Raw genomic sequence first — 25,732 nt, 5'->3', positions numbered from 1 at the left:
AGGCCCCGGACCGATCATGGTCCGGGGCCTTTGACATCTACTTTTGACATCAGCGAGGGCGATCACGCGCAACCGGCCGCCGCGTGAGCAGCCGATCCATGTGGCGGCGACAGGATCACCCACCTCCAGAAGTGTCATCAGGTCGGACATCAGGCGGTGGCCCCCATGGCGGCCGGGAAGCGGCCGGAGTCACGGCGGCGGCCCCTCGGCCACACCGCCCTCGGGCACGGTGACCTTGAACAGCGACGATTCCCCGTCCTCGATGTAGACGACGCCGATCGTCATCAGCGCTTCCCCGCTGACGGCGTCCTTGGCGATCTCGCCCGTCTGCCGGTCCCGGACCTTGGGCTCAGGGGCCTCAGTCAGCAGGATCGTGGCGGTCGAGGTTTCAATACGGATGGTACGCACAACAGTTCACCCATCTACTCGTCTATACGTGATGCGGTCTGCGAACCCGCCCTCCGGGCTCATACGGGTTACCCTGCCACACCACTTGCCCACTCGTCTATACGAGTACGCCTGTTGGGGTGTACGGGTCGGAGAAGTGTCCCCCGCGCGCCACCGCACATCACCTCATCACGTCGCCGGAAGCTGATACGACAGTACGTACGCGTCCGCCGCCATGACGGTGTCGCAGACCTCCACGGCCCGCCCTTCGGCGTCGAAGGCGGTCCGGATCAGATGGATCACCGGCACACCAGAGGCCAGCCGCAGCATCTTCACCTCGGCGGGCGAAGGCATCCGGGCGCGGATCTCCTCCTCGAAGTGGTCGAGACGGTGGCCCAGCTCTTCGAGACGGGCGTAGATCCCACCGGGCCCGGGGTTCGGCTCAGCGATCGGCGTACCGCGGGCGATGTCGAGCGGGAGATACGAAGTGGCGAACTCGACCGGCCGCCCATCGAGGAGATACCGCCGCCGACGAGCCAGGACCCGCCGCACGGACCCGAGCCGCGTCGAGACGTCCTGACTGGCCTTCTCTTCCTTGACCTCAAGGCTGTCGACCTGGGGGTGACTGCCGACGGCGTTGGCTTCGACGATGAAGGCGGCCTTGCCCTGCTCGCGGTGGCGCCGGGCGAACCGGTCGGAGGCGAGTCGCCGCACCGGCGGCCGGGGCCGGACGAAGACGCCCTTGCCGTGCTCCGCGTGCACGAGTCCTTCGCCCTGGAGGACGGAGAAGGAGTTGCGGACCGTCATCCGAGACACCCCGTAGTGGTCAACAAGCTCAGCTTCCGAGGGCAGCTTTTCACCCTCCTTGAACCGCCCACGGTCGATGGCCTCGCGCAACTGGTCGGCGATCTGCCGAAAGACCGCACGATCACTCGTGGGATCGAGATCACCGAGGAAGCCGGAAGGGAGAGAGGGCACGTGTACTCCTTTAGATATCTAGACAAGTGGGCGCTTGTTGCTACGGTGGAGAGCCTAGTCAGCCGAGAGGGCCGAGGAACGTGAGCACTGACCGTCCGCACTCCGTGAGCGTCGCCGGAGTCATCGTCGACGACCAGGGCCGGGCCCTCTTGATCAAACGCCGTGACAACGGCAAGTGGGAGCCCCCGGGCGGAGTCCTCGAACGCGAGGAAACCCTCCCCGAAGCCCTCCAGCGCGAAGTGCTCGAAGAGACCGGCATCAAGATCGCACTTCCCGCGACCCTGACCGGTGTCTACAAGAACATGACGGGCCTGATCGTCTCGCTGGTCTTCCGCTGCGAGGCGGCCGACGGCACACCGACCACCGGCGACGAGACCCGCGCGCTCCGCTGGGCCACCCGTGAAGAAGTCACCGAGCTTGCCGACGAGGCGTACGCGATCCGCGTCACCGACGCATTGGACGCGGCATCCCCGCCGGCCATCCGCGCCCACGACGGCGTGAAACTCGTCTAGCCCGAACCCGCTGCACATGGCGGCCTACCAGCACGAAGGAACTTGTATGCACGAGTATACGAGCACCGCCCGGGTCTGGGGACTCACTTGCCCAGGATTTCCGGAAGAGGTGAGCCGGGCCCGCCGCTGGACCCGCGACATCCTGCGCGGATCTCCCCTGGCCGACGACGCCGAGCTGATCGTGAGCGAGCTGAGCGCGAACGCGATCCTCCACACGGCCAGCGGCACGGAATCCGGCAGCTTCCACCTCGCCCTTGCGATGACCCGGCAGGTGATCGCCCTCTCGGTCACGGACGGCGGAGGAACCGGCACCGCCCCCAAGGCCGAGCACCAGGACGACGAGGCCGAACACGGCCGGGGCCTGGGCATGGTCACCGCACTTGCCCACCGGGTCGTCGTCCACGGCAGCGAAGGCGGCTACACGGTCACCGCGGAACTCTTCACCGGCACCCGACCGGGAGACCACCCGTGCTGAAGGACGAAGCCCGCCGGGGCTACTGGTGCGAATGCTGGACCGAAGACCTCACCGACGAGGGCGAGTCGGTGTTGCGGGCATCCTTCGACGCCTACACGGCACCCCAGGCCGACCGATGGGTAGCCGTCGCACTCCGCACCATCTCACCGGCATTCGACCCCGAAGCATCCCAACAGGCATGGCAGTGGCTCTACGACGGCCGCATAGACACACGACGAGCCCTGTTGCGCTCCGAGCCCTGCGCCGTGTCGGTCACCTTCGAATCGACCCGCATCACCTGGACGATCCGGCCCGTGATCTTCCTGCCCCTCGCACACCGGCAGGGCACGGAACTTCCAGCCTGCGCATACGACTTCAAACCCCAACCACCCCAGCAGGCCAACTGAGTTACAACTTTCTCTACTGGTTCAAGAGCCCGCGCACGGCGCGGGCGCGCGCCGCCTCTGCGGCGCGGCCTGCCTCCTGTCTGCGCCCCGGCCGGCCGCGCCCGGCGGCGCGCTCGGCGGCTGCGGGCATGAGGTGGGAGAGACCCTCTGTGGCTGGGGCGGTCGGCTCCACGGCTTTAGCCACCTCCCCGGTCCGGGTCCCGCGTCGAGCAAGATCAGGGGGCCACTCGTGCACATTGCGGTCAGGCCCGAAGCCTGCCCGAGTTGCCAACCAGCGTACGGCCCCCTGATCATGCTCGACCCCAGACCGGGCAGGCCACCGGCCAAACCCGTTCCGCCGACCTCGTGCGCTAGCTAAGATCGAACGCGGGCCAATGCAGCCGGGATGGGGGACTCGTGGAGTTCGCAATAGGAACTGTTATCGCTTTAGTGGCTCTAGCGGTTTCCTGGGTAGCGCTTGAATGGCAAAAAAGAGGCGGAACTCTCAAGAGGGTGCATTACACAGCCTACTATGAACTACTAGCGCTCCAGCGCGACGAAGATGCCGTCGAAAGCTTGATTAGCGGGCCGATCAGTGTAAACCTTGAGCCCAGTGGCCGACGCCTTATTTTACCCCTAGTCTTTGAGCTGAGGTTAGCGAATACCGGTAAGGCACCCATCACTAAAGATGATTTTTCCAGTCCGCTGACGGTTCGCTTTGGGAGCCACTGCAATTTTATGGGTGGATCCATGGAGGTGAATCGAGGCTCCATATCTGAATTTTTCGGGGATAACCCATTTGAGCTAGATCAAGGTTGTTTGCGCATCAAGCCATTCCTCATGAACCCAGGCGACGAGGTGACTCTTTCCGGAATCCTCAACGGGCCTGTCGATGATGATGGGATTGAAGTAAGTGGACGTATCGCCGGTGTAGAGACATTTGGCCGCTTGAAGCCGAAAGGCGACGGTATACATCTGAATGTGAACGTGCGATCCATGCTCTTCGAGAGGATGGAAGATTGGCCCGCGACAGGTCGGGTTGAAGCAAAGGTGCTGGCGATACAGAAGTTTCTGCCTCTGGATGATATCGCACCAGGGGCCATGGAGGGGCATTTCTCGACGAGGTTCAATGGCGTACCAGTTCGAGACATGCATACGGTGGCCTTCATGCTGACGGCTCATTCTGACGGTACGGCAGACGTCAATGACGGCTCGATAATATTTGAGGTTACAGATTCCTGTTTTCTTAATTGCGAGGTGATTCTAGACGGGGTGGAGTTGTCGGAGCAGCGCGCACGCCACCTCGTCCTCTGGAGTGAAAAGAAGGTAACTATCCGCTCGCGGAGAATTGGGCGCAGCCAGAATCTGGTCGTGCGGCTCATCACCGAAGGGGGTGTCGAGGATCTACGGATAACGAAACAGCCGACTTCCGTCACTGATGTTCAAATCATGCGAACGCAGGTCGTTGAGGATCCGTTGGGGCGCAATCTCCTTGACATGCAGCCGAGGTTCTTGCTATTCAGTCAGCGCGCCCATCGCAAATTAAATATGGACATGCCTAGAATGAAAAATCTCATGCAGCGGGGTCGTGAAATTAAAACAAGAATTCTGCATGGTGACTAATGAGGAGGGGGCTTAGGGGTAGTGGATCGCTGTTACTCGTCATAATTGCCCATCACGTCCGCCCTCGCGGAACGGTTGAGCGCGGCAGCTGAGTCCTCTGGGCCGTCCCTGGGCCGTCCGAGGCCGACCACCGCTGACAGGCGATACCCGCGGGTGACCACCCCCACCCCGCTCTGGCCTGGGGGCCCGCAGATGATCTGCCACACTGGACGTGTTATGCCTGCCTGCACCCGGAGAACTCAACTCGTCAGCTATGGGCTCAGGCGCCGTCATCGCGCGTCGGCCGTCGTGGCTGACTGTCGTCGGCTGAGGGTCGTGCCACAACCGTGCCAGATGCAGCGGTCAGGCACGGTCAACACCGGTGCCCCGCAGTCGAGTAGCCGCCCACTTCCTCAGTCGGCGAAGCCGCAGCTCAGCCTGCAGATCACCCAGCCGCTCTCCTAAAGCGGGTGTCGCAGGTTCGAATCCTGCCGGGGGCACAGTGTCTGACCAGCGCGTTTACCTCTCGGGTGGGCGCGCTGTTCGTCGTGGCCGTGGCATTGGTCATCAGCGTGGCGAATACCGACCTCAAGCCCGTTCGGAGAGCCGCATCCAACGGACCCGGCGTTCAAGGGCGGCACCAGCCAATTGTCCTGTCTGGCCGCCATGGTGGTGTCTCCGCTGCTGGCGGTCGCAGCCCGTGGCCTGCTGCGACCGAACACGCAGTGGGCATCTCCGCTTGATCGCGCGTCCCCTGCGGGATACCGGACGGCCTTCTTCAAGTCCATCTCGACGCAGACCCGGTTCACGCAACGCGGGCGGTCGATCCCCCGTCTGGCAGGGCGAACAGCCAGGAACCACCCCCCTGAACGGAGCGCTCGGTGCTCATAGGACTCCTGACCGCCGTTGCGGCCTCGATCTGTTACGGCACGGGCTCCGTCCTCCAGGCCGTCGGCTCCCGCAAGTCAGCCCGCCGTGAGGCGGCCGCCGCCGGGCATGCCACCGGGCAGGTCACCGCGCATGGCGGCCCCAGTCTCTCCTCCACTGCCCAGGCAGCGATGACCTGGGAATTCATCGTCGGCACGGTCCTGGACTTCGTCGGCTTCGGACTCGGCGCGCTCGCCGCCCGCCTGCTGCCGCTGTTCCTCTCCCAGACGGTCATCAGCGCCAACCTCGTCATCACGGCCGTCCTGAGCGTCAAGCTGCTCGGCATCCGGCTGACCCGGGCGGAGTGGACCTCGATCGCAGTCGTCTGCTCGGCGCTGGTGCTGCTCGCGAGCGCGGCGGGCTCTGAGGGCAGCGGGCACACGCCGATCACCACCCACTGGTGGCTCCTCACGATCTCACTGCTGCTGATGGCGGGCGGCACGGTCCTGGTCCGGCTGCTCGGCGCCCGGGCCGCGATCCTGGCCGGTCTGCTCTCCGGTCTCGGCTTCGGCGCGCTGGGCGTGGGCGTGCGAGTGCTGAACGGGATCGATCCGTTCGACCTGGCCACGCTGCTCACCGACCCGGCCCTGTACGCCATTCTGGTCGCTGGAATCGGCGGCATGTACCTGCACACCGTCGCGCTGCAGATCGGCTCGGTGAATGGGGCGACGGCGGCGCTGGTGGTCGGCGAGACCGTGCTGCCCGGCATGATCGGCGTCTGGTGGCTGGGGGACGCATCACGCCCCGGCTTCGCCTGGCTGGCGGTGACCGGCTTCGTCCTGGCGGTCTCGGGCGCGGTCGCGGTGGCCTGGTTCGGCGCGCCGGAGAACGCCGGGAAGGACGTCCCGGCCCCGACCGACACCCCCACCCAGAACCCGGCGCTTGCCCGAAATCGAGCCTCTTAGCATCGAGGACTGGCGCGGTGGCTGCCGCTCCTTGTCCAGTCCCCGCCGCTTCGAACCATACGTGCGGTTCTCCCGCATACGGCTTTCCGGCATCGTTCACCGCACCGGCTGGCATGACTGTCGCCCTGCGCACGGCGTCGTCACGTTGCTGGGCATGTGATCGCCTGAGAGAGCGTTAAGCCCCTTCCCTCCCGGTTCGTGATCACTCGCTCCCCCTCGGTGCCTGGGCCCGGACCGCCTCGGGCACCACCGGCAGCCACCAGACGTCCGGTAGCCGACGTTTTCGCAGGCCACTGCTCCGCCCCAAGAAAACTCCTAAAGCGGGTGTCGAAGGTTCGAATCCTGCCGGCGGCACGGAGAAATGCCTGGTCAGAGGTCCTTCCGTTCCGTCGATGGAAGGACCTCTGCGCTTGCGGCGCATATCAGGAACGGAGCCACGTCCGGCGGTCGCGGGCCGCCGTGTAGACCAGCTCAACGCTCTCCGGCGTCCACACGTCCTTGAGGTGCTTGAACGCTGTGACGTCCCGCTCCTGGAGGACGCGTACGTCTCGAAGCGACGGTACGACCTTCAATTCCGCCACCGCCACGAAGGCGAGCACTGGCCGGACCTCGACGGTGAATCCGCAGGCCCGCGTCAGTGCGGCTGAGGCCCGCCGCCCCTCGGCTCGGCTCTTCCGCACGTAGGGATACGTCTGGCCGCCTAAGCGCGCGGAGTCGTCGCCCACCCATACGCGCGCCCTCCGGTGGCACTTCGTGTTGAAGCAGAAGGCGCCGCCCGGCCCGATCAGGACGTGATCGATGTCCACATCAGCCGCCAGCGGTATGGAATGCAGCACCCGCCAGCCCCGGCGCCCAAGCCTCTCCAACTCGGCTCCCATCCGGCGCTCGCCTGCCTGTCCGGTGCGCCAGCTGTCCACTTCGAGACTCCGGCCGGTCAGTCTGGCGGACGCCCACCGCCAGAACCCGGGCGCCAACTCGTCGACCTTCCCCTGAAGTGACTCTCCCGGACGGTTCCCCGCAAGGTCATGCTCAGGACTCAACTCCCTGCGCGCCACAGGTGCAGCCGGGGTGCCGAGGTAGGGAGCGAGCGCGGCGAGCACCGCGTCCCGCTGCCCCTCGACCAGAACATTCAGATACCCCGTGCGGCGGTCGAACCAAGCGACCTTCTCGCCGCTCGACCGATTCACGTAGATGCGGTCGTGTCCGTAACGCTTCCACTCGGAGACCTGTAAGCCGCTCACGTTCCACTCCCCGTTTCATCCCATCAGAGACTCACGGACATATGACCAGGGGCAGGAACGGCGGGCAAGACGGCCTCACTTCTGCGTCTACCCTGCGCTTGGCCGAAATTGAAAGCATGGGTGTCAGACCCCTTCGTTCGGCGTTCGGTTAGGTGGGAGGGCCCTCCCAATTGTGGTCAGGACTGCTTTGCAGGTGTCCTCTTCGACTTGGGCGTGGCCTTGGTCGGACGGGATGGTGTCGTTCGGGGCCGGGTGGTGGGCCACTTGAGTTCGATCTCCAGCTCGATCTCTCCTTCGCCGATCTCGATCTCCAGCTCGCCGCGGAGGTCGTCGGGGACACGCAGGGTGAGTGTTCCGGAGCCGAAGTCCAGTTCGGCGTCCCCGCCTTCTCTCAACGCGGCTGCGAGCGCCGTGAGTTGGTCCGCCGCCTCGGCGCGGGACAGGGACCGCTTCTGCTCGAACTTCAAGTCCTTCATCGACGTCTCCGATCCGGGAGTGCGGGGCGAGGGCGAGGTGCGGGTGGTGGTCAACGGCGTTCCCATCGGCGCCCGCTCGCCCGCCCGCCCGCCGTTGCTGCGCCCCCGTACCGGGTTCCGCTCTCCCGCGCCCGCGGCTCCCTCCAATCTCGCCCCCTCGGGCCCGCCCCGCACCTCGGGTTTGCCCGCCCCGGCTCTCGCCGCCCGCGCGCCATGCGTGACCCCCGGATGGGTTCTACGGTGGAGGGAAGCCCCTCTCGCCGTGGGCTCTCCGTGGGCGCCGAGAGTGTCAGCCACCCCTTCGTGCCCGCGCCGCCTCCCCCTGAGGGCTCGCCATCGACCAGGAGGGCATGCCCCATGTCCACTGCCTCAGCTTCCGCGTCCGCCTCGGCTTCCGCCTCCGACACCCCTGTTCTCGACACCCTCGCCGCCATGACCGTCGATTCCCTCGAACGGTGCGGGCTGCCGCCGGACATGCTCATGCTGACGCGGATCGCGGCGCTCGCCGCCTCCGACGCTCCTCCGGTCTCCTACGCGGTCCACATCGGCCCCGCGCTGGAGAGCGGTACGACCATCGAGCAGGTGCAGGACGTCCTCGTCGCGATCGCGCCCATCGTCGGGACCGCCCGGGTCATGACGGCGGCCGGGCACATCGCCTCGGCGCTCGGCATGGCGATCGCCGTCGCCGGTGCCGATGTCGACGCCGAGTTCGACGCCCGCGGTTGACCGCTCCCGACCGGAGTCCCCGTTTCCGCAACGTCCCGTAGCGTCCCGCGCCGTCCCCCTACCCTCGCGTCACCCGCACCCGATATCCCCCCTCCCCGTCCGCCCCCACCACCGCGATCCGCACCCCGTTCGCCTTGTCCTTGAAGGTTTCGCCGGGGGTGTAGGGGGCGTCGGAGAGTTCGGCGTGGACGTTGGGGCTGCGGGTGCAGCCGCCGCTGTCGCGGCGGGCGTCCTGGACGGTGACGGGACCCATGCCGGTGTCGACGTCCGCGTCGATCCGGTAGACGAGGACGCCCGGTCGGCACACCGACTCGTCGTTGCCCGCCTTGGTGCGGACCTCGATCGCGTAGCCGGTACGGCCGTCCAGCGGGACGAAGACCAGTTTCGGGCCGCCGGGTTCGGCGAGCGGGGTGAGCCGGAACTCGCGGGTACCGGGGGCCGCCGCGCAGCCGATCTGGGCGACGTCCAGCCAGCCCAGTTTCCACTTGTGCCAGCCCAGGAAGTCGTTGTTGGCGCCCCAGTCCTCGCTCATGATGTCCCAGTGACCGACGGCGCCGCCGCCCTCCTGGGTGTAGAGGTCGGGCAGGCCGAAGACGTGGCCGTTCTCGTGGGGGAGGACGCGGTAGCCGGTGCGGTCGTAGGAGCCGGAGCCGTCGTCCTGGCGGGAGTAGACGAAGGAGGCGTTCGCCACCGGCACTCCGTCGGCGATCGGGGCCTCGGTGTTGCCCGCGAACGTCACCGACAGCACCGTGTCCAGCGCGGACGGGCCCGCGTTCGGGGTGACCAGCACGTTCAGCAGGTCGTACGAGCGGAAGTCCACCTTCGGGTCGGCGGCGGCGACGATGTCCTGGACCAGTTCCCGGTAGCCGGGGTCGAAGGGCGCGCCGCGTTCCACGCCGTACGAGCGGAACGGCTTCGGCATGCGCAGCCAGCCGGGGACCGGGGTCTCGGCGCGGTAGTCCAGGCGGCCGTAGGAGGCGGTGCGGAACCAGTCGCGGGTCTGGGGGAAGAACTCCTCGAACCGGTCCCGTGCGTCGCCCCGGCCCTCGGCGTCGGGGAAGTCGATCATCAGGGTGAGGGCGCGGACGGTGCCGGTGGCGCGGGCGTAACCGCCGACGGTGGGCAGGCCCTCGGACATCTGGACGGCGGAGCCGCCGGTGATCATGCAGGGGGCGAGGGCGGAGGAGCGGGCCAGGGCGATCGGACCGGCGCCGGCCGGTGCGGGGGACGGGGCGAGCGGGCCCGTACCGGCGGAGGTGCTGACCGCGAAGGTCAGCGCGGTCACGCAGACGAGACCGGCCGTACGGCGGCCCCCGCGCCCCCCTCGCTCTCCGGAACCGGAACCGTGGCCGTGGCCCCGGCCGCCCGAACGGCCCCCGTCACGGCCTTCGGCATGGCCCCCGCCCCGGCCGCCGTCGCGGTCGTCGGCACCGTCCTCGCCCCGGCGTATGCGTCGGCTGAGCGGCTCCGGGGGCGGGCCGGGGCGGCCCGTTCCGGATCGCTCGGGGTGCGGCTGCATGCAGGAACCTCTCGCTCCAGGCAGCCACCGTCACCGGCTGCGTCCTCTCGCTCACCCTCCGCCGGGGGTGGGGCGGGCGCGCGCTGGAGCGGCCGATCGGGGGTTACTCCCCCGTAGAGCGTGATGTGACTCAGGTCACAAGAAGAGAAGCGCGGTCCGGGAAATAACCGGGGATCGCATCCCCGTTTAGCCCTGTGTCGGATCGAAACGGGGACCCCATCCCCGGAACGACCCGCACGGCGTCCCCAGGGAGGCCACAGCACCACCGGGCGCCCCTGGCGCACCTGGCTTCACCCCAGTGCCATCCGGCACCACCAGCCCCACCCGTCACGTCTTCGACCCGAGGAGTACCCCGTGCAGACCGCGCCCCCCGTGCAACGCAAGGTGACGCGACCGCGCGCCGACGCGCTGCGCAACCGGGAGCGGATCGTCACCGCCGCCCGCGAGATGTTCGTCGAACTCGGCCCCGACGTGCCGCTCGACGACATCGCCCGCCGGGCCGGCGTCGGCAACGCCACGGTGTACCGCAACTTCCCCGACCGTGAGGCGCTGGTCCGCGAGGTCGTCTGCTCCGTCATGGACCGGACGGCCGGAGCGGCCCGACGCGCGCTCGCCGAGACGGGCGACGCCTTCGGCGCGCTGGAGCGCTTCGTGCACGTGGCCGCCGACGAACGCGTCGGCGCCCTCTGCCCGATGGTCGCCAGCACGTTCGACGAGAACCATCCGGATCTCGTGGCCTCGCGCCTCCGCGCCGAGCAACTCGTCGAGGAGGTCATGGAGCGCGCCCGGCAGGCCGGACAGCTCCGCGACGACGTCGGCTTCGGTGACCTCATGGTCGCCGTGGCCCAGCTCAGCCGGCCCCCGGCAGGCACCGGCTGCATGAGCGCCGACCGCTTCGTCCACCGTCACCTGCAACTGCTCCTCGACGGACTGCGGGCCCCGGCCCGCTCCGTCCTGCCGGGAGCGGCCGTGACCATGGAGGATCTGCGCCGGGCCTGACCCCACTCGGGCCCCGACGCGCCCCACTGAGCCAACACCACGCCCCTCACGGCGACCCGGCGGCCCCACGGCCCCGCGGACCGTCACCCCACCGGAAGGCACGGCGCCGTACGCCGACGTACGCACCGGCCGCAGCCCTCCGATCCGCCCTGATCCGCCCCGATCCCGACTCCCGCACCCCAGGGCCGTACGGACCGACCGCCGTACGGAAGGCCCCGTACGGGATTCCGTCACCCATTTGTCACGCTTGGTCACCTTCGGCAGGGATCAGGCAGAGACATCACCGACACCACGGATGTCTGTCCCTGCTCGCCCCCCGGCCCCTCGTCCCATCGCTTCTCCGCCCCCTCGCTTCTCCGCTACGTCGCTTCTCCGTTTCTTCTTCTTCGCTTTTTCCGAACATTCCGTCACGAAGTCCCGAAGTGGGTACACCCATGTCTGACACAGCCACCAAGGCTCCCGGAGTCCCCCAGGCGGACCCGGGCCGCTGGAAGGCGCTCGTCTTCATCGCCCTCGCCCAGCTGATGGTCGTCCTCGACGCGACCATCGTGAACATCGCCCTCCCCTCGGCCCAGCAGGACCTCGGGATCTCCGACGGCAACCGGCAGTGGGTCGTCACGGCCTACGCCCTCGCCTTCGGCGGACTCCTCCTGTTCGGCGGCCGCATAGCGGACCTGTGGGGCCGCAAGCGCGCCTTCGTGGTCGGCCTGATCGGCTTCGCCGGCGCCTCCGCGCTCGGCGGGGCGGCCACCAACGAGGCGATGATGTTCGGTGCCCGCGCCCTTCAGGGCGTCTTCGGCGCGCTCCTCGCGCCCGCCGCGCTCTCCCTGCTCGCCGTGATGTTCACGGACGCCAAGGAGCGTGCCAAGGCCTTCGGCATCTACGGCGCGATCGCCGGTGGCGGCGGCGCCGTCGGCCTCATCCTCGGCGGGTTCCTCACCGAGTACCTGGACTGGCGCTGGACGTTCTTCGTCAACATCCCGTTCGCCATCGTCGCCGCGGTCGGCGCCTACCTCGTCATCCGTGAGCCCCAGGGCGGCCGCAACCGCTCCCCGCTCGACATCCCCGGCGTCATCCTGTCCACGCTCGGCCTGGTCGCGCTGGTCTACGGCTTCACCCGCGCCGAGTCCGAGGGCTGGAGCGACGGTCTGACCATCGGCATGTTCGTCGCGTCCGCGGTGCTGCTCGCCACGTTCGTCGTGGTCGAGGCCAAGGTGAAGGCCCCGCTGCTGCCGCTGCGCGTCGTCACCGACCGCAACCGCGGCGGTGTCTACCTCTCGCTGGGTCTCGCGATCATCGCGATGTTCGGCCTGTTCCTCTTCCTGACCTACTACCTCCAGGTCGTGAAGGGCTACACCCCGGTCAAGACCGGCTTCGCGTTCCTGCCCATGATCGCGGGCATGATCGTCGGCTCCACCCAGATCGGCACCCGTCTGATGACGCGCGTCGCGCCCCGGCTGCTGATGGGCCCCGGCTTCCTCGTCGCGGGCGTCGGCATGCTGTTCCTGACGCAGCTGGAGCTGGGCTCCTCGTACGCCTCGCTGCTGCTGCCGGGCATGGTGCTGCTGGGTCTCGGCATGGGTACGGCGTTCATGCCGGCCATGTCGCTGGCCACCCAGGGCGTCGAGCCCCGGGACGCCGGTGTCGCCTCCGCGATGGTCAACACCTCGCAGCAGGTGGGCGGCGCGATCGGTACGGCCCTGCTGAACACGATCGCGGCCTCCGCGACCACCTCGTACATCGCCGACCACATCGGCAACGCCCGCTCCCGCTCCCAGCAGCAGCTGGTCCAGCTGGAGGGCCTGGTCAGCGGCTACACCAGCGCGATCTGGTTCGCCGTCGGCATCCTGGTGGTCGCCGCGGCCATCGCCTTCACCTTCGTCAACGCCGGCAAGCCCGACATGAGCGCCTTCACCGGCGAGGGCGCCGACGCCGAGGACGCCGTCCCGGTGCCGGTCGTGGCCCACTGAGGTGACGTGACCTGACGTAGGGACCTGCCCCGGCACGGCGGCCACCCGCGGTGACACCCCTGGTGCGCGGCGGTACGGCTACCGCAGCCAGGGCAGGTCGGCACCCGCTTCGCTCGGCTGAAGGCCCTCGGCGACGATCTCCATGATCTCGCCGAGGGCTTTCTGCTGCTCGGCCGTCAGCCGGTCGAACAGCCCACGGCGTACGGCCGCCACATGGCCCGGAGCCGCCTCCCGCAGCACCGCCACGCCCTCCTCGGTCAGCACCGCGAACTGGCCCCGCTTGTCGGAGGGGCAGTCCTCGCGCCGCACCCAGCCGTTCTTCTCCAGCCGGGCCACGGCGTGCGAGAGCCGCGAGCGGGTGATCTTCGCGTTCATGGCCAGCTCGGTCATCCGCAGCCGCCGGCGCGGGGCCTCGGCGAGCTGGACGAGCAGGCCGTAGTAGACGTGCGGCATGCCCGCGTCGCGCTGGAGCTGCCGGTCGAGGCTGTCGTCGAGGAGCGTCGTGGCGTTCAGGAAGGAGCGCCAGACGCGCTGTTCCTCTGCGGTGAGCCACTGGGGCTCGTCGGCGGGTGTGGCGGCCTTCGTCATGGCACCACTGTACGACCTCAGTCCTTGAACTTTAAATAAAACGGTCCTACTGTCGAGGGAGACTGATATTTAGAGTTCAAGTACGTGCGCGTACGGGTTCGAGTACGCGCGTGTCCCGAGTTCCCGCACGCGAGGAGTCGCCGCCATGTCCGCCGCCACCACCGACACCACGGAACGCGCCGTACCGGGCGCGCGCATGCCCGCCCTCTACCTCAGCCACGGCGCCCCGCCTCTCGCCGACGATCCCGTCTGGCCCGGCCAGCTCGCCGCCTGGTCCGCCGACCTGCCCCGCCCCACCGCGATCCTCATGGTCTCCGCCCACTGGGAGGAGGCCCCCCTCGCCCTCGGCGCCGTCGACCCCGTCCCCCTGGTCTACGACTTCTGGGGCTTCCCCGAGCACTACTACCGCGTCCGCTACGACGCCCCCGGCGCACCGGAGCTGGCCGCGTCCGTGCGCAAGCTGCTGAGTGCCCCCGGCACGCCCGTCCAGGACGTCCCGGACCGGGGCCTGGACCACGGCGCCTACGTCCCGCTCGTCGAGATGTTCCCGGCCGCCGACATCCCCGTCCTCCAGATCTCCATGCCGACCCTGGACCCGGCCCGCCTCATGGAGATCGGACGGCGGCTCGCCCCGCTGCGCGACGAGGGCGTCCTCATCGTCGGCTCCGGCTTCTTCACCCACAACCTCGCCGCCCTGCGGCACACCGGCGGCGGCGTGCCCACCTGGTCCTCCGAGTTCGACGACTGGGGGCGGCGGGCCCTGGAGGCGCAGGACGTCGACGCCCTCCTCGACTTCCTCCACAAGGCCCCGGCGGGCCGGTACGCCCACCCGCGCACCGAACACTTCGCCCCGCTCTTCGTAACCCTCGGCGCCGCCGACGTCTCCGGCGAACTGGACGCCCAGCGCTCGGTCATCGACGGCTTCTGGATGGGGATGGCCAAGCGGTCGGTGCAGTTCGGCTGAGTCGGTGCAGGTCGGTTGAGGGGGTGCGGGTCGGCTGACGGGGTGCGGGTCGGTTGAGGGAAGGCAGGTCGGTTGAGGGGGTGCGGGGGGCTTGGTGAAGCGAGGGGGGCTGGGGCCGGAGTGAGGTCGGCCGGTGGGGAGGGGCGGGGCGGATGTGGATGGCATGAGAGGGGCCTGAGAATCCGCTGTCGAACCGCGTTCGGTGCGTTCCGGTGGAAACCTTCCGCGGGCGCCGTCCGTCTACAGGGTGGGAGGGCCGGTCGAGGAAGACGGGCCTTCCGCCTGGAAAACGCGGTGGTGCGGGTGATCGGCGTCTCACCCGCCGCAGACCGGGGAGGCCGGTGCGGGGCGCTCGTGCCCGGCCGTCCGGGGCCTGACCTGCACCTCCGCCCTTTCTGACAGCAGTGCGCCCCCCTGTGCGGGCCGACAGGGTACTGCATGATCAGAAAAATCGGGGCACCGGACGGGAATTCTGTCCTGATTCCAGTCGTTGTTTCCATCGGATGCAGGGCACCCGAGGAGAGTCCCGGTGAGAGTCCGGGAGGACCCGTAAGGAGTGCCGGGTGTCCACGACCACCCGCTGACCCCACCATCGCAAGGGAGCACGCATGGCAACCCGTGCCGTCGCCCGTCGTCAGTCCGCCACCGGCGAGACCGGCGCGGCCAGCAGCGCTCGCGTCCACGGCGGAGAGATCGCCGACCGCGATCTGGTCGGCATGTACCTCGACGAGATCGCCCGCACACCTCTGCTCGACGCCGCCAAGGAGGTCGAGCTGTCGCAGATCATCGAAGCGGGCGTCTTCGCGCAGCAGCTCCTCGACGGGTTCGAGGAGTCGCAGGCGGACGCCTCCCGTGAGGAGCTGGAGGCGCTCGTCGCCGACGGAGAGCGCGCCAAGGACATCTTCATCCGCTCCAACCTGCGCCTGGTCGTGGCGGTCGCCCGCCGCTATCCGCGCAGCGGCCTGCCCCTGCTGGACCTGGTCCAGGAGGGCAACGCGGGCCTGGTCCGCGCGGTCGAGAAGTTCGACTACCGCAAGGGCTTCAAGTTCTCCACGTACGCCACGTGGTGGATCCGCCAGGCCATCACCCGCTCCATAGCCGACCAGTCCCGCACGATCCGGCTGCCCGTCCACCTGGTGGAGGAGTTGGGCCGTATCCGGCGCGTGCAGCGCGAGTTCAACCGCGAGCACGGCCGCGACCCGGAGCCCGTCGAGATCGCCACCGAGCTGGGCTCCACGCCGGAGCGCGTCGTCGACGTCCTCGACTGGGCCCGCGACCCCGTCTCGCTGAACATGTCGGTGGACGACGAGGGCGAGACCCAGTTCGGCGACCTGCTGGAGGACACCTCGGCCGTCTCGCCCGAGCAGTCCGTCCTGACCCTGCTGCGCAGCGAGGAACTGGACGGCCTCATCGACCGCCTCGAACCGCGCACCGCCTCCATCATCAAGATGCGGTACGGCATCGACGACGGCCGCGAGCGGACCCTGACCGAGGTCGGCAAGGAGCATGGCCTGACCCGCGAGCGCATCCGGCAGATCGAGAAGCACGCGCTGCTGGAGCTGAAGAAGCTCGCCCGCGACACCGGGTTCGAGGCGGCGGCGTAGCGGCACGGGGCAGCGCCGCGCGGGGCAGACGCGGAGCCGTCCGGAGGCGCTGCCTCCGGACGCCCCGCCCGCGGCCCGGCCCGGCGTCCGCCGCGCGAGCCCCTCGGCCCGAGCCCCCTCCGGCGTGCGCGGGGTGGCGCAAGTACGCGCAAACATGGCGGAGAAGGCTGCTTCAAGCGGGGGGAGCGGGGGAACAAGACTTCAGGGCACGGGAGTTCGGACCCTCGAACCCCGCAGCCCTCCGGTGACGGTACGACGACGACCTGACCCCGGTGACGCCTCCGTCACCGTGTCGTACCGCCCCGCCGCACCAGCACCGACCGATCTGCCGTACGGACCTGCCCCGCCACCGGTCCGCCCAGAACCACGTCCCGCCGCACACCCCCCCGGCGCCGGGACTCTCCCGAGCCGGGTCCGCCGCCTACCCCCCAGGCGCCGGACCCGGCTCTCTGGCTTTTCCGGGCCTCCGCGGAGCACGTCGCCCACGCCGACCGGTCGGAGACGGCCGCGAGGCAGGCCAGAGGAGCCGCGGTTGGAGGACGCCGTGGAATGCCGAGCGCGCCGTGGAATGCCGAAGGGCGGGTCACCCCGTACCTGAACCCCGGGGTGGCCCGCCTGGATGGCAGATTGTGTCACATGGGCATAGCCTGCCGGTGTGACACGTTCCACCCCCGCATCCCCTTCCCCTTCCCGCCCGGGGACGCCCGCCGCCCCGGCCTCACTCACCGAGCGGCGCAAGGCGGCGACGCGGATGGAGATCGCGCGGGCGGCGGCCGGCCTCTTCATGAGCCGGGGACTCAAGGCCACCCGCGCCGAGGACATCGCCCAGGCCGCCGGAATCGCGCCGCGCACGTTCTACCGCTACTTCGCCTCCAAGGAGGAGGCGGTCGCCCCCCTCTACACGACCGGCGCCGAACGCTGGGCCCAGGCCCTGCGCGACGCCCCCGCCGACCTGCCGCTGCCCCAGGCCCTCGAACACGCCGTCCGCCACATGTTCACGCCGGGGGCGGGGGTGTCCGCGGCCTCCTGGGAATGGGTCCGCACCCTGATCCGCCTGGCCCTCAGCAGCCCCGCCCTGCGCCAGGTGTGGGCCGAGGTGTGCCACGTCTCCGAGGAGACCGTGGCGGAGATCCTCGTGGAACGGGCGCGGACCGAGGAACGTCCCGCACGAGGGACCGACCCCGACGACGCCCCGGCGGGCGCCCTCCCGCCCACTCCCCATCAGCGATTCGTCGCCGCCGTCGCCAGCGCGGCCGTGCGCGTCGCGGTCGAGGGCTGGGCCATGACCACCGCCCCCGCGACCGGCCCGGACGGCCCCGCGGAGTCCGCCCTGCGCAACCTCGCGGTCCTGCGGGGGACGGAGTGGGCCGAGCAGCCGACGAGCTAGGGCCTGTCGTTTGGATCACGCCTGGGCCGCGGGGTGTGGCACGCACATCTGCGGCGTTGTCGTCGGTTGCCGACGCTCCGCGTCGACGCCCTCCTCCGCCTTGCAGCTGCACGCACCACACCCCGCTCACCGGCACTCACCAGGCACCCAGGCCCGAAGCCGGCATGATCCAAACGACAGACCCTAGGGCCCGTCTGACTGAGGCTGGGGCGGGCGCGCATCTGACCCAAGGGACCGCCTCCGAACCTAGGCCGCGCCGGGCGGACCGCCGCCCGTCCCCGGACCACTCCCACCCGTGTCGCCGGCCCCCGTACCGTCCGCCTCCTGGCTGCCCGCCGCCGCCGCGACGCGTTCGCCGAACGCGCGGGCGTAGGCGCGGAGTTCCGCGGGGTGCTGGATGGAGAAGGGGTGGCCGGTCATGCCGAGGCGGACCGCCAGCCATTCGATCGGCTCGCCGCTGGTGGCCCGCAGCACGCTCCGGTCCGGTCCGGCCGCCGTCACGGACGGGGCGAGCCACGGGGGGAGCCGCACGGCGACCTGCTCCGCGGGGGCGTCGAAGGTGACCTCGACGGCGTACGTCTCCTGGTGGCGGTGGATCGACTGGCGCAGGTACTCCGCCGCGTCGCCCTCCGGGATCTCCCGCGGGGCGAAGCGGGCGCCCGTGGCGAACGGGTCGGCGACCCGGTCGACACGGAAGGTCCGCCAGTCGTCGCGGCCGAGGTCGTAGGCGACGAGATACCACCGGCGGCCGGTCGACACGAGCCGGTAGGGCTCGACCAGGCGGCGCGAGTCGGCGCCGTCCTTCGCCCGGTACGCGAACCGCAGGCGCTCCCGCCCGGCCACCGCGGAGGCCATCGCGGTGAGCGTCTCGGGCGCGATGCTCGCACCGTCTCCGCTGGTCAGCGGGGTGGTCGCGGCCTGGAGGGTGGCGACCCGGTGCCGCAGCCGCGTCGGCAGCACCTGCTCCAGCTTCGCCAGCGCCCGTACGGATGCCTCGTCCACGCCCTCCAGCGCGTGCCCGGCGCCCGCGCGCAGGCCGACCGCGATCGCCACCGCCTCCTCGTCGTCGAGGACCAGCGGCGGCATGGCCTTGCCCGCCGCCAGCCGGTACCCGCCGTCCGAGCCCTTCGTGGCCTGCACCGGGTAGCCGAGTTCGCGCAGCCGGTCGATGTCGCGCCGTACCGTGCGCCGCGAGACGCGCAGCCGGTCGGCGAGTTCGCCGCCGGGCCACTCGCGGGGCGTCTGGAGGAGGGAGAGGAGCTGGAGCAGCCTGGCCGGGGTGTCCGTCGTCATGGAACCGAGGATGCCGTACCACTAGGACATGATCTGACCTACTGCCTGCCTAGTGTTGCCTACATGACCTCCACCGAGACACCGCCACCGGCGCAGTCCCCCGTCCGTCCCGCCGGTGAGCGCCCGGCCGGTGAGCACCCTGCCGGTGACCGCCGTCGCTGGTTCGCGCTGGCGATCGTCATGACCGCGGCCTTCATGGACCTCGTCGACGTCACGATCGTAAACATCGCCATCCCGACCATCCAGCGCGACGAGGGCGCCACCGCCGGCCAGATCCAGTGGATCACCGCCGGGTACGCGCTGGCCTTCGCCGCCGGTCTGATCACCGGCGGGCGGCTCGGCGACATCCACGGCCGCAAGCGGGTCTTCCTGCTCGGCGTCGGCGGCTTCACGCTCGCCTCCGCCCTGTGCGGCTTCGCCGCCAACCCGGAGATGCTCGTCGCCTCCCGCATCCTCCAGGGCGGCATGGCCGCGCTGATGGTCCCGCAGGTGCTGTCGATCGTGCACGCCACCTTCCCGGCGCACGAGCGCGGCAAGGTGTTCGGCCTGTTCGGCGCGGTCGTCGGCCTCGGCGCGGTCTCCGGTCCGCTGCTCGGCGCGCTGCTGACGGAGTGGAACCTGTTCGGCCTGGAGTGGCGGCCCATCTTCCTCATCAACCTGCCGGTCGGCATCGCCGCGCTGGTCCTCGGCAGCCGCTTCATCACCGAGTCCCGCGCGCCGAAGGCGCTCAAGCTGGACCTGGTCGGCGTCGCGCTGGTGACGCTCGGGCTGCTGATGCTGCTCCACCCGCTCACCCGTGGCCGCGAGCTGGGCTGGCCGCTGTGGGGGTACCTGTCGATGGCGGGCGCGTTCGTCGTCTTCGGGGCGCTCGTGGCGTACGAGAAGCGCAAGAGCGCGCGGGACGGCTCGCCGCTCATCGAACTCTCCCTCTTCCGGGTGAAGTCCTTCGCCGCGGGCATCGCCGTGCAGACCGTCTTCGGCATCGGGCTCGGCATCTTCTTCCTGGTCTGGACGCTGTACCTCCAGATCGGCCTCGGCTGGAGCGAGCTGCGCGCCGGTCTCACCGGGGTGCCGTTCTCCCTCGCGGTCTCCACGGCCGCCGGGCTGTCGGTGCAGAAGCTCGTGCCGCGCTTCGGCCGCAAGGTGCTCCAGGCGGGCGCGCTGACCATGGGCGCGGGCGTCCTGCTCTACCTCTTCGTCTCCGACCGCTACGGCCTCGGGATCGCGCCCTGGCAGATGACCCTGCCGCTGGTCGTGATGGGCGTCGGCATGGGTCTGATCGTGGCGCCGCTGACCGACGCGGTGCTGTCGGGGGTGCCGCGGGAGCACGCCGGTTCGGCGTCCGGGCTGATCAACACCGTGCAGCAGATGGGCACCGCGCTCGGGCTGGGCCTGGTCTCCGTCGTCTTCTTCGGCCGGATCGCGGAGCGGCTCGCCCCGGCCGAGGTGGGCCCGGAGTTCGTCGCCGCCTTCCAGTACGCGCTGGGCTGGGTGGCCGCCGTGATGGGCGTGATCTTCCTGCTGATGTTCGCCCTGCCGAAGCGTCCCGCGCAGCACCTGGAGGCCGCCGCCCTCACCGGGGAGGACGACCAGGCGGAGGCCGCCGGAGCGGACGGTGCGGCCGGAGCGGACGGTGCGGCCGGAACGGACGGCGCCGTGGGCGACGGGGCGGGGAGCGGCCAGCGCTCGACGGCCGAGGGCTCGAAGCCCTCGAAGCCCGAGCTGGTGGGCTGAAGGCGAACGGGCGGGCCGACCGCCACCCCGTGTGACCGGCCAGGCGCTCCCTTCGGGGGGCGCCGCGCCGTTTCCCCGCCCCTCGCCGTGGGCGTTTCGATCCGACTGGCACCTTCTGCGATATAGGTCACGATCAAGGCGTCAAGGCCTGTTTCGTGGTGTCTACTGACCCCATGCCTGAGCACCTCTCGACCCACCAACTGGCGGGCGTGGCCGCGTTCGCCGTGGTGTGCGCGGCCTGGCTGACCGGTCTGCGGCGCGCCGCCCGGCGTGGCCGTCCGGGAACCCGCTCCGGGAAGCGGGCGGCGGTGGTGACTCCCGCCCTGCCCGTCGTCCCACGTCAACGCGGTGCGGGCCCGCACCGGGAGGCCGTCGCGCTGACCCCGGCGGAACGCGCCGCCTTCGAGCGCCTCGTACGACGGCTCGGCGGCCGCCCCTGAGCGGAGCGCCCCGCGCTGCCGGAGGCCGGCGCTGACCGGAGACCCGCGCTGACCGGAAAGCCTGGCCTGCCCGTCTCAGGAGACGCGGGCCGCCCGCTGTTCCATGGCCTCGCGGGCCGCGGTCTCCGAGGGATACACCTCGCACATGTGCCGCCCGTCGGGCGTGGCGGTGTGCTCGATCTCCCAGAGCGACAGCTCCCGGCCGTCGCGCAGCAGGAACGCGTGCTCGTAGAGCGCGTAGCCGAGGCCGATCCGGCCCGCGCGGCAGGGGCGGCCGAAGGCCTGGGTGATCTGGTGGGCGAACGCCGTCGACAGCAGCGCCGCGATGTCCGGGCCCGGCCGGTCGGGGTTCTCCGCGCGGCGCAGCAGGCGGCGCGCGTGGTCCGCGGAGTCGTCCGGCAGGTACTCGTGGCGGGGCGCCGGGATCGGGGACAGCTGCACGGTCACCGGCAGTTCGAAGTCGGGGGCGTCCGGCGGGAGCGGCAGCCGGGCGGTGGCGGCCCGCAGCTCCTCCTCGTCGACGTACACCTCGTGCTGCGCGGCGCTGACCGGGGTGGGGTTGTGCACCAGCTCCCAGAGGGTGAGGGCCGAGCCGTCGGCCAGCAGCCAGGTGTGCCGGTACGTCTCGCGGTGGATGCCCGCGCTGTGGTGCGCGGAGTGCAGCGAGCTGTCGTGCGCCAGCGCGCAGTCCAGTCGGCGCAGGCACTCGTCGGGCAGTTCGAACGAGTTGAGGGCGCGACCGAGAAGCCGCGCGAGATGCTCCTCCGGAGTCTCGGGCGACTCTGCTGATTCCTGCGCTGCCGTGTCGTACGGAACGCTCAAGGTCTCTCCCGGCGTTGCTGCATGTCACCTAGTGGGTGCATACCGTAGCCCCTCGGCCGGACATCATGTCCGCGAACCGAGAAAACGTACGTCGGGAAAACGCGGGGGCCGCGCGAGAAGTTCCCGCGCGGCCCGATCATCTGTCAGAAACGGCCGGTCAGAGGCTTGTTCCGCCGAATACGGCTGAGGGTTCTCTGATGTGGCCGGGGCGGTCTCAGGTCGCGCTGCCCGCGGTCCAGTCGGCCCACGCCATGTTCCAGCCGTTGAGGCCGTTCTCCGGGGTGACCGTCTTGTCGGGGGAGTTCTTCACGACGACCACGTCACCGATGAGGGAGTTGTCGTAGAACCACTTCGAGGGGGTGTCGCCCTGCGCGCCCTTCACGTCCTGGAGTCCGACACAGCCGTGGCTGGTCCCGGTCCGGCCGAACGGCGGGTTGCCCTTGTTGTACCAGTAGTTGCCGTGGATGAACGTCCCGGACGTCGTCAGACGCATCGCGTGCGGCACGTCCGAGATGTCGTACTCCCCGCCCAGGCCGACCGTCCGGCTGTTCATCCGCGTCTGCTTGAACTTCTCCGAGATCACCATCTGCCCGTTGTACGTGGTGTGTTCGGGGCTGCCCGACGAGATCGGCACCGACTTCAGCGTCTGCCCGTCCCGCACCACCGTCATGGTCTGGGTGTTCACGTCGACCGTGGAGACCTGCGACCGGCCCACGGTGAAGGTGACCGTCTTCTTCTGCACGCCGTAGATGCCGTTCGCGCCCTTCACGCCGTCCAGGTCGATCTTCATGGTGACCTTGGAGCCCGCCTTCCAGTACTCCTCGGGGCGGAAGTCCAGCCGCTTCTCGTTGAACCAGTGCCCGACGACCTCCTGCCCGCTGCTGGAGGAGACGGTGATGTGCGTCTGCACGGCCTTCCGGTCGGTGATGGCCTTGTCGAAGGTGAACGACACCGGCATCCCGACACCGACCGTCGTGCCGTTGTCCGGCGTGTACGTGCCGATGAAGCTGTCCGACTTCGAGAGCGTCGTGAAGATCGAGTTGGCGGCCGAGGTCTTGCCGTCCTTGTCCTTGGCGGTCGCGGATATGCGGTACTTGGTGCCGCGCTCCAGCTGCTCCTTCGGCTTCCAGCTCCGCCCGTCCGCCGAGAGGGTGCCCTCGACGGCCGTACCCGACTCGGCCACCGTCATCGTCACCGTGGTCAGCCGGCCGTCGCTCACCTTCACGCCGGTCGTGTTGATCGAGGCGTTCGTCGAGCCGTCCTCCGCCGAGATGGCGATCGTCGCGGTGGACGTCTTGGCGGAGTCGCCGCGGCCCTTGCCGCCCTTGCCGTTGTTGTCCTTGGCGCTGGCGTCGCCGCCGCAGGCCGTCAGGGTCAGGGCACCGACCACGAGGGCGGCACAGGCCCCCAGTGCGCGCCGCGCTGCAATGTTCGGCTTTGCCACGGGATGCTCCATCTTCATGTGAGGTGCGTCATCTGCTCCGGTACGCGGGTGAAGAGGAGCGCCGCGGGCGGTGGGGTTCCTTCCGTTCCCCGCTGAGTCCCCCGCGTGACAGAACCGGGACAATCGCCCACCGAACCAGGTCATTTGTCGGGCCCGCGCACCGAAAGGGCAGGGCTGAGCGCGCTGTTGTGAAGGTCGGCGGGGTGGTGAGTGAAGGGATGGGCGCGGGCGGCTATCTGTCTCCGCCGTACAGGTCCTCGTACGACGGCCACGTCCCGCCCGGTGTCTCCACGGTCTCCGCGGCGCGTACCGCTCTGACGATCGCCCGCGTCACCACGTCCGCGCCCGCGGCCAGGACGTCGTTGAGCGCGAGGGGGTGCGGGGCCCCGCCGGGGCGGTCCGCGGCGCCGGGGTCGAGCGGGCGGGTGCCGGTCGCCAGGGCGAAGACGGTGTCCCCGTCGTGGAGCAGGTGCACCGGCCGTACGGCGCGCGCGATGCCGTCGTGCGCGGTGCCCGCCAGCTTCTGCGCCTGCGCCTTCGTCAGGTCGGCGTCGGTGGCGACCACCGCGAGTGTCGTGTTCAGCGGCGGGGGAGCGGCGGCCGCCGCGCTCTCCGCGAGCCGCCGCGACGCGGCCTCGTGGATCTCCGGCGCCGGATACTCCACCCGCCCCTGGAACAACTCGCCGTACAGCACGCCCGTGGCGGGGTCCGTGACCGAACCGGCCGCGTTGGCCACCACCAGCGCGGCCACCGTGACGCCCGACGGGAGCGCGACGGCGGCCGTACCGACCCCGCCCTTGATTGCGCCGACGGCCGCGCCCGTCCCGGCGCCCACGCACCCCTGCGCCACCGGGGCGCCAGGCGCGCTCGCCGCGGCGGCCTCCACGGCGGCCCGGCCGAGGGCGGCGCCGGGGCGGGCCCGGAAGTCACCGCCGCGCCCCAGGTCGAAGACGCACGCGGCGGGCACCACCGGCACGACGTGCGCCGGATCGCTCCCGACGGGCACCCCGCGCCCCCGCTCCTCCAGCCAGGCCATCACCCCCGACGCCGCGTCCAGCCCGTACGCGCTGCCGCCGGTCAGTACGACCGCCTCCACCCGCTGCACCACGTTGCGCGGGTCCAGGGCGTCGGTCTCCTTCGTGCCGGGTCCGCCGCCGCGCACGTCCACGGCGGCCACCGCGCCGCCCTCGGGCGCGAGGACGACCGTCGTCCCCGTGAGCCAGCCGTCCCCGGTGCGGGAGGCGTGCCCCACCCGCAGCCCGGCGACATCGGTCAGGGCGTCATCCGTCAGAGCGTCAACTGTCATGCCCGCCAGTCTCACCCGCCCCGGCGCCCGGGGGCGCGTGGTCAGGCCGAGCCGGTCGTGGCGGGTCCTCCGGTCCTGGTCGCCCGTCCCGCCGTCCGCGCCGTCAGCACGGTCCCGACGGCCACCGCCAGCGCGCACACCACCCCGGCCACGAGGACCGCCCAGTGCCCGAGGAACGTGCAGCAGATCACCAGCAGCGCCGTGGCGGGCAGGACCGCCTGCTGCGCGATGCCCATCTTGAAGTGCCGGGCGTGCAGCAGCCACACGGTGAGCAGGTACAGCGCCGTCGGCAGGGTCACCGCCGCCGACGCCGACAGCGTCGACAGGTGCGCCTCCCCGATGGCCTGCTCGACCGCCACCTCCATCCCCGCGCCGATCGCGGCGGCGGAGGCGAACACCAGGTAGTGGCCGTATCCCCAGCGGAACGCCTCCCGGTTGGAGCGCAGCCGGCCGTGGACGGGGACCACGAAGTAGATCCACCAGGCGGCGAAGACGATCAGCAGGCCGCCCGCCGCGATCGGCAGCAGGGTGCCCAGTTCGTCGCTCTCGTCGACACCGGACTTCACGGCGACCGTCGCCGCGGCGATCGTCTCGCCGAGCACGATGATCGTGAACAGGCCGTACCGCTCCGCGATGTGGTGCGGGTGCCAGGCCGTCATGTGCCCCTTCTCCGCGTACAGCGGCACACACATCTCCAGCAGGGCCATCACCAGGAACAGCCACCCCCGGCCGCCCTCGGGCAGGATCAGCAGCCCCAGCCAGCCGACCTGGCACAGCGCCACCCCGCCCGCGTACCGCAGCGCCGTCGTCCGCTCCGCGCCCGAGGTGGAGCGCGCGACCCGTAGCCACTGGGTGGTCAGGGCCAGCCGCATGATCAGGTAGCCGAGCCAGACGGCGAGGAACTCGTGCTCCTCCACCGCCCGGGACACCCCCGCGGCCAGCACCAGGACGCCCGCGATCTGCACCAGGGTCACCACCCGGTACAGCACGTCGTCGTTGTCGTACGCCGAGGCGAACCAGGTGAAGTTCATCCACGCCCACCCGTGAGCCAACGGAGCAACACCGCTC

At 70.2% G+C, this 25,732-nt stretch carries 22 protein-coding genes, 1 tRNA gene and 2 pseudogenes; 14 read left to right on the top strand and 11 right to left on the bottom strand.

Annotated features, from left to right (window positions below; all coding sequences use genetic code 11):
- Positions 1-201: 201 nt before the first annotated feature.
- Together ACIQPQ_RS12935 and ACIQPQ_RS12930 are read right to left on the bottom strand one after the other, a co-directional pair.
- Positions 202-408 (bottom strand): annotated as a pseudogene (locus ACIQPQ_RS12935) (hypothetical protein); the annotation flags it as partial.
- Positions 409-576: 168 nt separating this feature from the next.
- A complete protein-coding gene (locus tag ACIQPQ_RS12930) occupies positions 577-1,365 on the bottom strand; it encodes a GntR family transcriptional regulator (protein WP_401303070.1) in 789 nt (262 codons plus the stop codon).
- A 104-nt stretch (positions 1,366-1,469) separates the two neighbouring features.
- Here ACIQPQ_RS12930 and ACIQPQ_RS12925 point away from each other — a divergent pair, with 104 nt between their 5' ends.
- The 6 genes from ACIQPQ_RS12925 (at position 1,470) to ACIQPQ_RS12900 (ending at position 6,151) form a co-directional block, all read left to right on the top strand.
- Positions 1,470-1,877: an NUDIX hydrolase gene (locus tag ACIQPQ_RS12925; protein WP_275460542.1), complete on the top strand. Its 408-nt coding sequence runs from the start codon at positions 1,470-1,472 to the stop codon at positions 1,875-1,877.
- Between the two features lie 46 nt (positions 1,878-1,923).
- On the top strand, positions 1,924-2,352 hold the full coding sequence (locus tag ACIQPQ_RS12920; RefSeq protein ID WP_401303068.1) for an ATP-binding protein: 429 nt from the start codon (positions 1,924-1,926) through the stop codon (positions 2,350-2,352).
- Entirely contained in the window at positions 2,346-2,738 is a 393-nt protein-coding gene (locus ACIQPQ_RS12915; protein WP_401303066.1) for a hypothetical protein, read from the top strand. The genes ACIQPQ_RS12920 and ACIQPQ_RS12915 overlap by 7 nt, the downstream gene beginning before the upstream one ends.
- Positions 2,739-3,134: 396 nt before the next feature.
- Positions 3,135-4,340, top strand: a complete 1,206-nt coding sequence (locus ACIQPQ_RS12910) for a hypothetical protein (RefSeq protein WP_401303064.1) — start codon at positions 3,135-3,137, stop codon at positions 4,338-4,340.
- A 404-nt stretch (positions 4,341-4,744) separates the two neighbouring features.
- A tRNA-Arg gene (locus ACIQPQ_RS12905) sits at positions 4,745-4,819 on the top strand.
- Positions 4,820-5,200: 381 nt separating this feature from the next.
- Positions 5,201-6,151 carry a hypothetical protein gene (locus ACIQPQ_RS12900; protein ID WP_401303062.1) on the top strand — a complete coding sequence of 317 codons (951 nt, stop codon included), beginning with the start codon at positions 5,201-5,203 and terminating at the stop codon, positions 6,149-6,151.
- 422 nt (positions 6,152-6,573) lie between these two features.
- Here the strand turns inward: ACIQPQ_RS12900 and ACIQPQ_RS12895 are convergent, their stop codons facing one another.
- Both ACIQPQ_RS12895 and ACIQPQ_RS12890 read right to left on the bottom strand, forming a co-directional pair.
- Complete coding sequence (locus tag ACIQPQ_RS12895) at positions 6,574-7,392, bottom strand: nuclease-related domain-containing protein (protein WP_401303060.1); 819 nt, start codon at positions 7,390-7,392, stop codon at positions 6,574-6,576.
- A gap of 176 nt (positions 7,393-7,568) precedes the next feature.
- Positions 7,569-7,868, bottom strand: coding sequence for an amphi-Trp domain-containing protein (locus tag ACIQPQ_RS12890; protein WP_401303058.1), 300 nt, complete (start codon positions 7,866-7,868; stop codon positions 7,569-7,571).
- 357 nt (positions 7,869-8,225) lie between these two features.
- Here ACIQPQ_RS12890 and ACIQPQ_RS12885 point away from each other — a divergent pair, with 357 nt between their 5' ends.
- Positions 8,226-8,594, top strand: coding sequence for a carboxymuconolactone decarboxylase family protein (locus tag ACIQPQ_RS12885; protein WP_383777805.1), 369 nt, complete (start codon positions 8,226-8,228; stop codon positions 8,592-8,594).
- Between the two features lie 58 nt (positions 8,595-8,652).
- Here the strand turns inward: ACIQPQ_RS12885 and ACIQPQ_RS12880 are convergent, their stop codons facing one another.
- Positions 8,653-9,879, bottom strand: coding sequence for a M6 family metalloprotease domain-containing protein (locus ACIQPQ_RS12880; RefSeq protein WP_401303056.1), 1,227 nt, complete (start codon positions 9,877-9,879; stop codon positions 8,653-8,655).
- A gap of 588 nt (positions 9,880-10,467) precedes the next feature.
- Between ACIQPQ_RS12880 and ACIQPQ_RS12875 the strand changes: the two genes are divergently transcribed.
- Together ACIQPQ_RS12875 and ACIQPQ_RS12870 are read left to right on the top strand one after the other, a co-directional pair.
- Positions 10,468-11,112 (top strand): TetR/AcrR family transcriptional regulator, encoded by a 645-nt coding sequence (locus ACIQPQ_RS12875; RefSeq protein ID WP_383777801.1) that lies wholly within the window; start codon positions 10,468-10,470, stop codon positions 11,110-11,112.
- Between the two features lie 434 nt (positions 11,113-11,546).
- Positions 11,547-13,082, top strand: a complete 1,536-nt coding sequence (locus tag ACIQPQ_RS12870) for an MFS transporter (protein ID WP_401303054.1) — start codon at positions 11,547-11,549, stop codon at positions 13,080-13,082.
- A gap of 78 nt (positions 13,083-13,160) precedes the next feature.
- On the opposite strand, the gene ACIQPQ_RS12865 is transcribed toward ACIQPQ_RS12870, so the two are convergent.
- Positions 13,161-13,670 (bottom strand): MarR family winged helix-turn-helix transcriptional regulator, encoded by a 510-nt coding sequence (locus ACIQPQ_RS12865; protein ID WP_383777799.1) that lies wholly within the window; start codon positions 13,668-13,670, stop codon positions 13,161-13,163.
- A 196-nt stretch (positions 13,671-13,866) separates the two neighbouring features.
- On the opposite strand from ACIQPQ_RS12865, the gene ACIQPQ_RS12860 reads away from it, so the two are divergent.
- The 3 genes from ACIQPQ_RS12860 (at position 13,867) to ACIQPQ_RS12850 (ending at position 17,625) form a co-directional block, all read left to right on the top strand.
- The gene (locus ACIQPQ_RS12860; RefSeq protein ID WP_383777853.1) at positions 13,867-14,634 is read left to right on the top strand and encodes a dioxygenase; all 768 of its coding nucleotides are present in this window, start codon (positions 13,867-13,869) and stop codon (positions 14,632-14,634) included.
- Positions 14,635-15,242: 608 nt separating this feature from the next.
- Positions 15,243-16,238 carry an RNA polymerase sigma factor RpoD/SigA gene (locus ACIQPQ_RS12855; protein WP_383777798.1) on the top strand — a complete coding sequence of 332 codons (996 nt, stop codon included), beginning with the start codon at positions 15,243-15,245 and terminating at the stop codon, positions 16,236-16,238.
- A gap of 751 nt (positions 16,239-16,989) precedes the next feature.
- Positions 16,990-17,625, top strand: a complete 636-nt coding sequence (locus ACIQPQ_RS12850) for a TetR/AcrR family transcriptional regulator (RefSeq protein WP_401303573.1) — start codon at positions 16,990-16,992, stop codon at positions 17,623-17,625.
- 246 nt (positions 17,626-17,871) lie between these two features.
- Here ACIQPQ_RS12850 and ACIQPQ_RS12845 read toward each other — a convergent pair whose 3' ends face one another.
- Positions 17,872-18,918: a helix-turn-helix transcriptional regulator gene (locus ACIQPQ_RS12845; RefSeq protein ID WP_401303051.1), complete on the bottom strand. Its 1,047-nt coding sequence runs from the start codon at positions 18,916-18,918 to the stop codon at positions 17,872-17,874.
- Between the two features lie 63 nt (positions 18,919-18,981).
- Here ACIQPQ_RS12845 and ACIQPQ_RS12840 point away from each other — a divergent pair, with 63 nt between their 5' ends.
- Together ACIQPQ_RS12840 and ACIQPQ_RS12835 are read left to right on the top strand one after the other, a co-directional pair.
- Positions 18,982-20,652 carry an MFS transporter gene (locus ACIQPQ_RS12840; protein ID WP_401303049.1) on the top strand — a complete coding sequence of 557 codons (1,671 nt, stop codon included), beginning with the start codon at positions 18,982-18,984 and terminating at the stop codon, positions 20,650-20,652.
- 173 nt (positions 20,653-20,825) lie between these two features.
- A complete protein-coding gene (locus tag ACIQPQ_RS12835) occupies positions 20,826-21,092 on the top strand; it encodes a hypothetical protein (protein WP_401303047.1) in 267 nt (88 codons plus the stop codon).
- A gap of 75 nt (positions 21,093-21,167) precedes the next feature.
- Here ACIQPQ_RS12835 and ACIQPQ_RS12830 read toward each other — a convergent pair whose 3' ends face one another.
- The 4 genes and pseudogenes from ACIQPQ_RS12830 to ACIQPQ_RS12815 form a co-directional block, all read right to left on the bottom strand.
- Complete coding sequence (locus ACIQPQ_RS12830) at positions 21,168-21,914, bottom strand: DUF6227 family protein (protein ID WP_401303045.1); 747 nt, start codon at positions 21,912-21,914, stop codon at positions 21,168-21,170.
- A gap of 214 nt (positions 21,915-22,128) precedes the next feature.
- Positions 22,129-23,358 (bottom strand): Ig-like domain-containing protein, encoded by a 1,230-nt coding sequence (locus tag ACIQPQ_RS12825; RefSeq protein ID WP_401303043.1) that lies wholly within the window; start codon positions 23,356-23,358, stop codon positions 22,129-22,131.
- A 232-nt stretch (positions 23,359-23,590) separates the two neighbouring features.
- Entirely contained in the window at positions 23,591-24,664 is a 1,074-nt protein-coding gene (locus tag ACIQPQ_RS12820; protein ID WP_401303041.1) for a P1 family peptidase, read from the bottom strand.
- A 41-nt stretch (positions 24,665-24,705) separates the two neighbouring features.
- Positions 24,706-25,704, bottom strand: a pseudogene (locus ACIQPQ_RS12815) (low temperature requirement protein A); the annotation flags it as partial.
- Positions 25,705-25,732 lie beyond the last annotated feature (28 nt).

Source organism: Streptomyces sp. NPDC091281 (assembly GCF_044757425.1).
GTDB lineage: Bacteria > Actinomycetota > Actinomycetes > Streptomycetales > Streptomycetaceae > Streptomyces.
The sequence above is the reverse complement of the archived record's forward strand: the minus strand, read 5'-3'. Positions and strand labels throughout refer to the sequence as shown.